We start from the raw sequence: 12,154 nt of genomic DNA, 5'->3' as shown, positions 1-12,154 counted from the left end.
ATGATTCGTCAAGAGAAAATGACGGTCGTCTCTCAAAAGCAAATTGCGACAAACATTTTCGAATTGACACTTCGTGGAGAACTGGTTCAGGATATGACACCTGGCCAGTTTGTCCATGTAAAGGTGTCAGATTCATTGGAGCCGCTTTTACGTCGACCAATAAGTATTGCAAACATAGATAAAGACAACAACGAGTTTACAATGATTTACCGTGCGGAGGGTCGCGGAACAAACGTGTTAGCGACAAATCGTGAAGGGCAGCTTGTCAATGTACTTGGTCCAATCGGTAATGGGTTCCCTGTTGAAGCAGTAAAAGAGGGAGGCACAGCTCTACTAGTTGGTGGGGGAATCGGAGTACCTCCATTACATGAGCTTTCCAAGCAATTAAATGCACGTGGTGTTAAAACAATTCATGTGCTAGGCTTTCAATCGGAAGATGTATGTTTCTATGAGGAAGAATTCAGTGCCCTTGGTGAAACACATTATGTAACGGTTGACGGTTCTAAAGGAACAAAGGGCTTTGTCACAAATGTTTTAGAGTCACGAGCACCAGAATTCGATGTCTTTTATTCTTGTGGTCCACTACCTATGTTAAAAGCGCTTGAAGGCTTTTATCCAGAAAAAGAAGGTTATTTATCATTTGAAGAGCGTATGGGCTGCGGTATCGGTGCTTGTTTCGCATGTGTATGTAAAACAACAGATCAAGTAGCAAAAGACTATGTCAAAGTATGCTCTGACGGTCCAGTTTTCCCGAAAGGTACGGTGGCATTATGAGTCGTTTAAACATGCAATTACCAGGCTTAGAGTTAAAAAATCCAATAATGCCAGCATCCGGCTGCTTTGGCTTTGGACGCGAATATGCACAGCTTTATGATTTATCAAAGCTTGGCGCTATTATGATTAAAGCTACGACTGTGGAAACACGTCCCGGCAATCCAACTCCACGTGTAGCAGAAACAGCAGCAGGGATGTTGAATGCAATTGGTTTACAAAATCCAGGTATTGAAAAAGTAATGAATGAAGAATTGAAGTTCTTAGAAAAGTATGATGTACCAATCATTGCAAATGTTGCTGGTACGGAAACAGAAGATTACGTAGAAGTAGCACGACGTATTTCAACTGCAGGAAATGTGAAAGCATTAGAGCTTAACATTTCTTGTCCGAACGTTAAATGTGGTGGTATTCAATTTGGTACAGACCCAGCTACGGCACGTGAGCTAGTTGCAGCTGTCAAAGCTGTTTCAGAAGTGCCTGTATACGTGAAATTATCGCCTAATGTAACGAATATCGTAGAAATCGCACAAGCTGTTGAAGCGGGTGGTGCAGATGGCATTACAATGATTAATACACTAATCGGTATGCGTTTAGACGAGCGTACAGGTAAACCAGTGATTGCTAACGGTACAGGCGGCTTATCTGGTCCTGCCGTAAAGCCAGTAGCAATTCGCATGGTCTATGAAGTGTATAAGGCTGTCAATATTCCGATAATTGGGATGGGTGGCGTGACAGAAGCTCAGGATGTTATCGACTTTATGTCGGCTGGTGCATCTGCAGTTGCTGTTGGAACAGCAAACTTTGTCGATCACTTCGTTTGTCCAACTATTATTGATGAACTACCAGCAAAGCTCGATAAATTAGGGGTAGAGCATATTTCAGAAATTATCGGAAGGAGCCATCGTTCATGAATACAAAACCAATACTTGCACTAGATTTTCCTGGAGAAGCAGAAGTATTTAACTTTCTAAAGCACTTTAATGAGCCTCTTTTCGTGAAAATTGGTATGGAATTATATATGCAGGAAGGTCCGGATATTGTACGTAAGGTAAAAGATCTAGGTCATGATATTTTTCTAGATTTAAAATTACACGATATTCCTAATACAGTTGGCTCTGCTATGAAAGGCTTAGCAAAATTAGGGGTAGATTTAGTCAACGTTCATGCGGCTGGTGGACGTCCAATGATGGAGGCAGCGCTTGAGGGGCTTGAAGCGGGTACTCCAGCAGGACGTGAACGTGCGGCATTAATTGCCGTAACACAGCTTACTTCTACTACAGAAGAACAAATGCAGGCAGAGCAAAAAATTGTTTTATCTTTACAGGAGTCTGTCTTACATTATGCAAGCTTAACAAAACAAGCTGGTTTAAATGGTGTCGTCTGCTCTGTACATGAGGCAAAAGCTATTGCTGAAGCATGCGGTGAAGATTTCTTACGTGTAACACCTGGTATCCGATTAGCAGGTGGCGACGCGCACGACCAAAAGCGCATTGCAACACCTGACGGCGCAAAACGTGATGGTTCTTCGTTAATCGTCGTTGGACGTGCCGTTACAGGTGCAAAAGATCCAGTAGCAGCATATAAAATCGTAAGTGAATTATGGGAGGCATAAATATGACATTACAAAATGAAATCGCACACGCTATGTTAAAGGTAGGCGCAGTAGAATTAAATCCAACAGAACTATTCACATGGGCATCAGGCATCAAATCTCCAATCTACTGTGATACACGTCTGACAATTTCTGACCCTGTAATTCGTAAGCAATTAGCAAACGGTTTAGCATCTCTTATTAAAGAAAACTTTGGTACAACTGAAATCGTAGCAGGTACAGCAACAGCGGGCATTCCACATGCAGCTTGGGTGAGTGATATTTTAGAATTACCTATGGTTTATGTACGCTCTAAAGCAAAAGAGCATGGACGTGGTAACCAAATCGAAGGAAAATACGCAGCAGGTCAAAAAGTCGTAGTAGTAGAAGACATCGTTTCTACAGGCGGCTCATCGATTACAGCTGTAGAAGCCTTACGCTCTGCAGGCTGTGAAGTACTAGGCGTTGTTTGCGTTTACACATACAACCTTCCGCGCGCTGAACAAGCATTTGAAGAGGCAGGCGTAAAATATGTATCTCTAACAAATTTCGATTATTTAATTGAAGCAGCTAATGAATCAGGTGCTATTCAAGAAGGAGACATTCCGTTCTTAAAAGACTGGCATGGAAAATTAAAAGCAGGCGAGCTTTAATTAAAAGAGGTGGTATGAATTTTTTCATACCACCTTTTCAATTGTTTGTTGAAAAACTATTGCGTCAAAGAAATTAAAGTTTCCTATTAAACAAAGTGTAGTTCTTAGTCAAAACGAGGGGTTGATTTCCGTTCCGGCTGGGCACTTTTATCGCTGACGCTACGCTTTCGCGCAGATAAAACATTTGTTGTTGCTGTCGCTTCGCTTTCGCACAGAGCAGAGCTTCCTGGGGGCGTCCGATGAGCCGCTTGAGCCAACAGATGTTTTTTGCGCGAAAGCGTAGTGCTAACGTAGCAACAGCAACAGCACGATGTTGGTCACGAAGGCGGTTATCACAGGACGTGATGATTTTAGCCTTCGTTCCTCTAATCGCTAATCCCCAAGGAGTCACCAGCCTCCACTCCAATCAACTGATTCACATAACATACGTTTTAACAAAATGTCGCCCAACTTTTAAAGTTTATCGACTAACTCTCACGTTTTATCGACTAACCTTTGAATTTTATCGATAAACTTTCACGTTTTATCACCCAACTTTTCATTTTTATCGACATCCACCTTCCAAAGAGCAAAAAAGGATTCATACACAAAATTGTGTGTGAATCCTTTTACTTTTACAGTCTCTGTTATTCATTTACAGTAGAGGAGAAATGAGTCGCATAAGAGATTCAAGCATACGTTTTTGAATACTTCGCTTTTGAAATGACGCCCATGTAATTTCTATGGAATCTTTAAAATCTTGTTTAAAATCATTTTTTATATCTAGAACCGTATTAGATTCATAAAGGACTGCAATGATTTCATAATTAAGCTCAAAACTACGAATATCCATATTTGCTGTACCAATTGATGCAACTTCATCATCAACAAGTACAATCTTAGCATGCATAAAAGCATCTTTATAAGAGTAAATAGAGACTCCAGCTTTTAGAAGCGGTGTAAAGTATGATTGGGATGCTTGATCACTAATGATGCTATCACCTTTTCCAGGATATAAAATACGGACATCTACCCCGGAAAGTGCACTCAAACGTAATAATGTTAATGTTTCCTGATCAGGAATGAAGTATGGAGTGGCAATCCAAATTGACTTTTTTGCAGAACCCATAATTTTCAATAAAGAATTCCGAATACTTGTATCATCTGAGCTAGGTCCACTTGCAATGATTTGTACGGCACCTTCTGCCTGATGAATTCCTTGACTTGGAAAGTATGTGCTATCCATAAATTGATTCCAAGACGTAGTATTTAAACTACTAGTGGCATAGAGAAAATCTTCTAGGAAAATGGCCTGCAGTTTATATAATGCTTTTCCTTCTATTTTTAAATGGCTATCACGCCAAATTGGAAACTTCTTCGAACGACCAAGATATTCATCCCCGACATTGAGCCCACCCGTAAACCCAATCGTCCCATCTACAATTACAATTTTCCGATGGTTACGATAATTTACGGTTTCTAATAGCCAAGGTGAAAGAATAGGATCAAATTCAACTACTTCAATTCCTGCTTCTTTCATTGGTTGTAAGAAACGTCTACGTAATTTACTACTGCCGAGTCCATCGTAAAGAAAGCGTACGATCACGCCAGATTTTGCTTTTCTTATTAAGGCGTCTTGAATTGTTGTACCGATTTCATCTGATCGATAAATATAGTATTGAATATGAATATGATGTGTAGCATTTTCAATTGCTTGTAGGATTTCAGTAAATGTTTCATCACCATTTGTTAAGAGTTTTGTTGCTGTCTCATTTGCAATTGGACCACCGCCAAATTTTTGGATAACTTGTGTCAAATAGGTTGATCGTTCATTTAAAGGGGAAGAGGGTTCTAAATTAAAACTTCTTCCTTCTAAAATTCCTCGGAATAACTTCCTCTTTTCTTCTGAACGATGTAAATGTTTTTTTCTTCTCCAGCGACTTCTTCCGAACAGTAAGTACAGAAGTAACCCGATAACAGGGAGAATGGCTAATACTAAAAACCAAGCCAATGTACTTTGTGGGGAACGGTTTTCAATAAAAATAACGAAGGAAATTCCTATAATTGTGATAGGCAATAGTATGCCTATTAAGGTATATAAGGAAATAACGGACTTATTTAAGACTACAAGCATAATTGCTGCAATTGTAAATACAAATAGTAATTGGACAACGCGATTCTTCATATGTATACATTTCACCTATTCTTTCTTACATATAAGCTTCATAAGAGGAAGTTGTACTTTATAGTTTTATGATAAATTGTTTTCTTTTTTTTTACAATATAGACATTTCCACATTAATTTCTTCTATAGAAAATCAAGTATCTATAATATTACCCATTAAACACTCCTATTTAAATTAATGATTAATCTATTTAAAAAGTCTTTTATTTGAAGTTTTTAGAATATATTACCTGTATATTTGCATATATTATTTAAAATGCTAATTATTTTTGGGGGAAAAGTATAATCAAGAAGTACGTAAAGGATTAGGTAAAAAGAAATAAAAAAGTTACTTTTTTAATATATTAAAATTGTTATTAAGTTTTTAACACTTTAAACGAGAAAACTATTTATTTAAAACAAATATATAGAAATTAAATATATTTTAAGAATAAGAATTTAAAGTTATAACCTGTTAAATAGAGATAAACAAGGGGTTTAAATGTTATTTTAGTAATAAAAGTAAGTATGAACGATTTTTATATTTAAATAATAAAAATAGCTGAGTTTAGATAGAAGGTTGAAAAAAGGACAAACAATTAAGTAAAGAGAAAATTAAGTTTAGAAAATTATTTTGTAAAGATGTATGGAGAAATTTGTTTGTAACTTTGTAATATTTAGAAAAATACACTTGATTTAATGTATTATTTCCAGATAAAATAATATCACAGTTAATTTTCAGATAATTCAATCAGTATATCGGTTTTCTGGAAAAGTAAAAAAAATATTAATTTGTTTTTAAATGTAAATGGAGGTGTAAATAAATTTTTCAATAAAATATAATTCTGAAATAAATTTAAAAGATAAGTGTAATTATTTTTCAGAATATTGAATATAGGAGGGAGATATTGTTTGGATACAGCAAACGACTTATTAACAATTAGAAATCTAACTACAAGTTTTCGCATTAAAGAAACTTACCACGCTGCTGTAGAGGATGTCTCACTTTCGCTTAAAAAGAATGAAGTATTAGCAATCGTTGGGGAATCGGGTTGTGGTAAAAGTACGTTAGCAACTACTATTGTAGGCTTGCACAATGAGATTAACACAAAGGTTACGGGTGATATTTTTTATAATAATCAAAATTTAACACAATTAAATGAGCAGAAATTTAATAGTTTACGCGGTAATGATATTGGTTTTATTTTCCAAGACCCTCTTTCAGCTCTCAATCCATTAATGAGGATAGGAGAACAGATTGCAGAGGGGCTTATGTATCATACAAAGCTCTCAAAGCAACAACGCGAGGAGAGAGTATTAGAATTATTAAACCAAGTAGGTATTTCTAATCCGGAACGTGTGGCAAGACAATTCCCTCATCAATTATCTGGGGGGATGCGTCAACGTGTCATGATTGCCATTGCATTGTCGTGTAAACCATCCATTTTAATTGCAGATGAACCGACAACGGCTCTAGATGTGACTATTCAAGCTCAAATACTTGACCTACTTAAAGCACTACAGTTAGAAACCGAAACAGGTATTATCTTAATTACGCATGATTTAGGCGTTGTGGCAGAAATGGCTGATCGAGTTGCAGTGATGTATGCAGGTGAAGTAGTAGAAGAAGCACCTGTTCAGGAATTATTTAATAATGCAAAACATCCTTATACTCGTTCTCTATTGAATTCTATTCCACAAACACATAGTGAAAATGAAAGACTTGAAGTTATTCAAGGTATGGTGCCATCACTGGTGAATTTACCACGGGAAGGTTGCCGATTTTCAGCACGAATACCATGGATAGATGCATCTGCACACGAAAGTAAACCACAATTACATGAAATTGCACCAGGACATTTTGTTAGATGTACCTGCTGGAAACACTTTCATTTAGAAGGTGAAGAAGGAGGCGGGCCTGTATGAGCTTTATGCAAATTAATGATTTAAACGTTCATTACCCTATTCGAGGGGGCTTTTTTAATACAGTAATCGATAAGGTTTATGCGGTTGATGGCGTCACAATGAAGTTTGAAAAAGGAAAAACATATGGTTTAGTAGGAGAATCTGGGTCTGGGAAATCCACTACAGGAAAGGCGATTATTGGTTTAGAAAAAATCACGTCAGGTCAAATTTTCTATGAAGGTGAGAATGTTACAAACCAGCGCAGAAATCGTAATTCAGCTTATAACAAAGACATTCAAATGATTTTCCAAGATTCTCATTCAAGTATGAATCCTAGAAAACGGGTATTAGACATTTTAGCAGAGCCTATTCGGAATTTTATGAAGCTTAGTGATCAAGAGGAGCGCAAGCGCATAAAAGAGTTGCTGGCAATTGTAGGGATGTCTGAAGATGTATTGTTAAAGTATCCACATGAATTTTCTGGCGGTCAAAAGCAACGTCTTGGAATTGCTCGTGCTGTTGCTTGTAATCCAAAAATGATTATTGCTGATGAACCTGTATCAGCACTTGATTTATCCGTACAAGCACAGGTGCTAAACTTTATGAAAGATATTCAAAATGAGTATGGGCTTACTTATTTATTTATTTCACATGATCTAGGTGTTGTAAAACATATGTGTGATCATATATCCATTATGTATAAAGGGCGCTTCGTAGAAACTGGTACGAGACATGATATATATGGGAATCCACAACATATTTATACAAACCGTCTCTTGTCGGCCATTCCAAATATTGAGCCAGAGACACGCTTGGAACGGAAATTAATTCGACAAAAAGTAGAAGAGAACTATCAAAAAGAGCAACATCAATATTACGATGAGCATGGAAAAGTATACCCGCTAAAATCCATTTCAGAAACACATATGGTTGCGATGACAGGGGGTATATAAAATGTGGAAAACGATTGTTAGACGAGCAATTTTGATGATTCCTCAAATGTTTGTGCTAAGTTTAATTATCTTTATTTTGGCAAAGCAAATGCCGGGTGACCCATTTACAGGATTGATTACACCAGAAACAGACCCTGCACGTATCGAAGAATTAAGAATTAAGGCAGGATTTTACGATCCTTGGTATGTGCAATATTATCATTGGATAACAAATGCCTTCCAAGGAGATTTAGGACAAAGCTATACATATAAAATTGCGGTGTCCACATTGATTGGTGAGCGTGCATTAAATACATTTTGGCTCGCTCTACTAAGTGCTATTCTCGTTTATGCGATTGCTATTCCATTAGGAATGATTGCTGGTCGCAAGCAAGATACATTATACGATAAGTCGATTACACTTTATAGCTTTATAAGCTATGCAATACCAACTTTTGTATTGGGTTTAATTTTCTTATATATTTTCGGTTATCGTTTAATGTGGTTCCCGACAAGTGGAACAGTTGACGTAGGTATAGAATCGGGAACACTGGAATACTATTGGAATCGCATCTATCATTTAATTTTACCCGCGATGACATATGCAATTTTAGGTACAACAACGATTATTCAATATTTACGTTCAGAAATCATAGATGCCAAGACACAGGATTACGTAAAGACAGCACGTAGTAAAGGCGTACCGATGAAAAGAATCTATAGAAGACATATTTTCCGCAATTCTTTATTGCCAATTGCAGCCTTCCTTGGCTTTACAATTACAGGCTTATTAGGCGGTTCGATTTTCATAGAAACAATTTTTGGCTTCCCAGGCATGGGGCAATTATTCATCCATTCCATAACGAGCCGCGATTATAGTGTGATTACAGCTCTCGTTATGCTTTATGGCTTCTTAGCATTATTAGGTAGTCTACTGTCAGATATTATTATGAGCATTGTTGATCCACGTATCCGCATAGACTAACTGTTAAATTTAATGTTTAAGGAGAGGTGAATAAAAATGGAACAAAAAAATGACACATTGACAGTTGAAAATACTCCACCAACAGGGATACAAGTTATATTACGTGAATTTCGAAAAGATAAATTAGCATTAGTTTCATTCATCGGTATGAATTTACTGATTATTACAATATTAATTATGGCAATGTTTATGGACCAAGATGAAATTTTAAAAATCAAATTATTAGAGCGTTATACAGAGCCAGGTATAAATGGTTATTCCCTTGGGGCTGATGAAGCTGGTCGGGATATGTTAGGACAGCTTATTATAGGCGCGAAAAACTCCATTTTAATTGCGATAGCTATTACTCTTATTGCTAATACAATAGGGATTGCGCTCGGTATTATAATGGGCTATTATGGCGGCTTTATTGATAATTTATTTATGCGAATCATCGACTTTCTCATGACATTACCAACTTTAATGATTATAATTGTAATAGTTACAATTATTCCCAAATACGGGGTTTTTGAGTTGATATTGATATTGAGTGCCTTTCAATGGATTGGGACAGCACGTTTAGTCCGCAGTAAAGCCTTATCAGAAGGACGCCGTGATTATGTGAGTGCCTCTAAAACAATGGGGACTAAGGATTTTGTCATCATGTTTAAGGGGATACTACCAAATTTAAGCTCGTTGCTAATTGTAGAATTAACATTAAATTTCGCAGGGAATGTTGGTATTGAAACAGGCCTATCGTTTTTAGGCTTTGGTTTACCACCATCTACACCTAGCTTAGGAACTCTTGTAAGCTATGCAACGAATCCAATTGTACTATCTACTAAGTGGTGGGTATGGTTGCCCGCATCAATATTAATTTTAATCTTGATGCTTGGTATAAATTATGTCGGTCAAGCACTTCGTCGTGCAGCTGACGCAAAACAAAGAATTGGATAAAGGGGAGGATTTACGATGAAAAAAAATTGGTTATTACTATCCGTTATTTTTGCAGTGATGTTTGTATTGGCAGCCTGCAATAACGATGGTAAAGAGGCGGCTAAAACTGGAGATGGCAACAAAGAGAAACCGACACAAACTGAAACAGATACAAATAAAGAGGATACAGCTAAGTTTCCGATGGAAGTAACGAATGAAGGCGATGTTATTAAAGGCGGTACGTTAAAGGTAGCGCTTGTAACAGACACTCCTTTTAAAGGTGTTTTCATTCAGGAATTATCTGATGATGCTTACGATAGTTCAATCTTGACTTACGCAAATAATGAAATTTTTGAATTGGATGGGGATTTCCAAATAAAAGATACAGGTATTACAAAATTAGAGGTTGATAAGGACAATAAGAAGGCGAAAATTACTATTCAAGGTGACGTTAAGTGGTCTGATGGTAAACCTTTGACAACTGATGACTTAATTTATCCTTACGAAATTATTGGTCATCCTGATTACGACGGAAAGCGCTACGATGACGATTTCCAAAATATTGTTGGTGCACAAGAATATCATGCTGGAAAAGCAAAAACAATTTCTGGTATTAAGAAAATCGACGAAAAATCAATTGAAATTACGTTCAAGAAAGTATCACCAGCTATTTATTCAGTAGGGGATGGGTTATGGGGTTATGCAGCGCCGAAGCATCAGCTAGAGTCAATCCCTGTTAAAGATGCCCTAATTGCTTCAGATGCAGTTCGTAAAAATCCTGTAACACTTGGCGCTTTTAAAATTGACAAAATTGTAAATGGAGAGTCTGTTCAGCTTGTAGCAAATGAATATTATTTTAAAGGCAAGCCAAAGTTAGATAAAGTGGTGATCGAAGTTGTTCCTTCAACTTCAATCGGTGAAGCTATGAAAACTGGGAAATATGATATTGCAGATCATTACCCAACAAATCAATTTGACAGCATAAAGGATCTATCAAATATAGCCATTGTAAGCCGCCCAGAGTTGTCATACTCTTATTTAGGATTTAAAGTGGGTAAATACGATAAAGCAAATCGTAAGAATATTTTTGATGAGAAGTCAAAAATGAATGATGTAAATTTACGTCAAGCGATTGGCTATGCGATGGATATTGAATCTGTTACAAAAAAGTTCTATCAAGGTCTACGTGTAAGAGCAAACTCATTAATTCCACCAGTATTTGCATCTTACTATGATGGTTCGTTAGAGGGTTATCACTATGACTCTGAAAAAGCAAAAGAATTACTTGAAAAAGCTGGTTATAAAGATGTAGATGGTGACGGAATCCGTGAAGATAAAGACGGTAAAAAATTCACTATTCGTTTAGCTGCAATGTCTGGTTCAGACACAGATGAAGCGATTGCCGAATACTATCGCCAAAACTGGAAGGAGGTTGGGTTAAATGTTGAATTGACGACTGGCCGTTTAATTGAATTCAATAGCTTCTATGATAAAGTTGAGGCTGATGATCCAGAAATCGATATGTATATGGCCGCGTGGAAAACAGGTACGAACCCATCTCCGGCAGGTTTATATGGTGAGGCGGCAGAATTTAACATGAGTCGTTTCGTTTCTGCTGACTTAACAAAAATGTTAGAAGACATTGATTCGGAAAAGGCGATGGATCCGGATTTCCGTTCTAAAGCATTCCGTACATGGCAAGAATATATGAGCGAAACAGCAACGACAATGCCAATGTACTTCCGTACGGAGCTTGTTCCAGTAAACAAACGCGTGAAAAATTACAATATTGATTACTCAAATGCAACAGAGCTTCAAAATATTGAATTAACAGCAGATGCTCCAGTAAAATAAGCTAATCATTGAAAAAACAGTCTTTCTTCAACATAGAAAGACTGTTTTTCATCACTGAATAGTTATCAATTTAGTTTAATAATAAAAAACACCCGTTGGAAAATCTCCAATGGGTGAAATTAAAAGTGAGACATAGCATGTACGTATCTATAAGTTGCAAGTCTGGAATTACACTAGAAGAAGTGGATTTATGACTGTATAACACATGGCTTTGGACTATGACAAGGACCTGGGTATGCAGAAGCAGATACTGTGCTGACATTAATTAAAAATGCAGTGAGACATAAAGTAGAAATGATAAGCTTAATACTCTTTTTCATAGTTAATCTCTCCTTTATACTTAATAATTACATTATAGTATATTAATGGTAAAATTGAAATACATTTTATTGAAAAATCTGT

11 protein-coding genes are annotated in these 12,154 nt (G+C 36.7%); 9 read left to right on the top strand and 2 right to left on the bottom strand.

What is annotated here, in order from left to right; translation table 11 throughout:
• From ACFVT8_RS11315 to pyrE, 4 genes are read left to right on the top strand one after another with little or no spacing between them, the layout of a single operon-like run.
• Positions 1 to 774, top strand: a complete 774-nt coding sequence (locus tag ACFVT8_RS11315) for a dihydroorotate dehydrogenase electron transfer subunit (RefSeq protein ID WP_387079863.1) — start codon at positions 1 to 3, stop codon at positions 772 to 774.
• Positions 771 to 1,685 carry a dihydroorotate dehydrogenase gene (locus tag ACFVT8_RS11310; RefSeq protein WP_387079865.1) on the top strand — a complete coding sequence of 305 codons (915 nt, stop codon included), beginning with the start codon at positions 771 to 773 and terminating at the stop codon, positions 1,683 to 1,685. The genes ACFVT8_RS11315 and ACFVT8_RS11310 overlap by 4 nt, the downstream gene beginning before the upstream one ends.
• Complete coding sequence (pyrF, locus tag ACFVT8_RS11305; protein ID WP_387079867.1) at positions 1,682 to 2,386, top strand: orotidine-5'-phosphate decarboxylase; 705 nt, start codon at positions 1,682 to 1,684, stop codon at positions 2,384 to 2,386. Before ACFVT8_RS11310 ends, pyrF begins: the two co-directional genes overlap by 4 nt.
• A 2-nt stretch (positions 2,387 to 2,388) precedes the next feature.
• Positions 2,389 to 3,018 (top strand): orotate phosphoribosyltransferase, encoded by a 630-nt coding sequence (gene pyrE, locus ACFVT8_RS11300; RefSeq protein ID WP_387079868.1) that lies wholly within the window; start codon positions 2,389 to 2,391, stop codon positions 3,016 to 3,018.
• 634 nt (positions 3,019 to 3,652) lie between these two features.
• Here the strand turns inward: pyrE and ACFVT8_RS11295 are convergent.
• On the bottom strand, positions 3,653 to 5,182 hold the full coding sequence (locus ACFVT8_RS11295; RefSeq protein ID WP_387079870.1) for a cardiolipin synthase: 1,530 nt from the start codon (positions 5,180 to 5,182) through the stop codon (positions 3,653 to 3,655).
• A gap of 891 nt (positions 5,183 to 6,073) precedes the next feature.
• Between ACFVT8_RS11295 and ACFVT8_RS11290 the strand changes: the two genes are divergently transcribed.
• Genes ACFVT8_RS11290 through ACFVT8_RS11270 form a run of 5 tightly spaced genes read left to right on the top strand, consistent with a single transcriptional unit; the run spans position 6,074 to position 11,752 of the window.
• Positions 6,074 to 7,087, top strand: a complete 1,014-nt coding sequence (locus tag ACFVT8_RS11290) for an ABC transporter ATP-binding protein (protein WP_387079872.1) — start codon at positions 6,074 to 6,076, stop codon at positions 7,085 to 7,087.
• Positions 7,084 to 8,019 (top strand): ATP-binding cassette domain-containing protein, encoded by a 936-nt coding sequence (locus tag ACFVT8_RS11285; protein ID WP_387079873.1) that lies wholly within the window; start codon positions 7,084 to 7,086, stop codon positions 8,017 to 8,019. The genes ACFVT8_RS11290 and ACFVT8_RS11285 overlap by 4 nt, the downstream gene beginning before the upstream one ends.
• Position 8,020: 1 nt before the next feature.
• Positions 8,021 to 8,983: an oligopeptide ABC transporter permease gene (gene opp4B, locus ACFVT8_RS11280; protein ID WP_387079875.1), complete on the top strand. Its 963-nt coding sequence runs from the start codon at positions 8,021 to 8,023 to the stop codon at positions 8,981 to 8,983.
• Between the two features lie 36 nt (positions 8,984 to 9,019).
• On the top strand, positions 9,020 to 9,919 hold the full coding sequence (locus tag ACFVT8_RS11275) for an ABC transporter permease (protein WP_387079877.1): 900 nt from the start codon (positions 9,020 to 9,022) through the stop codon (positions 9,917 to 9,919).
• 15 nt (positions 9,920 to 9,934) lie between these two features.
• Positions 9,935 to 11,752 (top strand): oligopeptide ABC transporter substrate-binding protein, encoded by a 1,818-nt coding sequence (locus ACFVT8_RS11270; RefSeq protein ID WP_387079878.1) that lies wholly within the window; start codon positions 9,935 to 9,937, stop codon positions 11,750 to 11,752.
• A gap of 188 nt (positions 11,753 to 11,940) precedes the next feature.
• Here ACFVT8_RS11270 and ACFVT8_RS11265 read toward each other — a convergent pair whose 3' ends face one another.
• Positions 11,941 to 12,072 carry a hypothetical protein gene (locus tag ACFVT8_RS11265; RefSeq protein ID WP_387079880.1) on the bottom strand — a complete coding sequence of 44 codons (132 nt, stop codon included), beginning with the start codon at positions 12,070 to 12,072 and terminating at the stop codon, positions 11,941 to 11,943.
• Positions 12,073 to 12,154 lie beyond the last annotated feature (82 nt).

It is taken from the genome of Lysinibacillus sp. NPDC058147 (genome assembly GCF_042884205.1).
Taxonomy (GTDB): Bacteria; Bacillota; Bacilli; order Bacillales_A; family Planococcaceae; genus Lysinibacillus.
The sequence above is the reverse complement of the archived record's forward strand: the minus strand, read 5'-3'. Positions and strand labels throughout refer to the sequence as shown.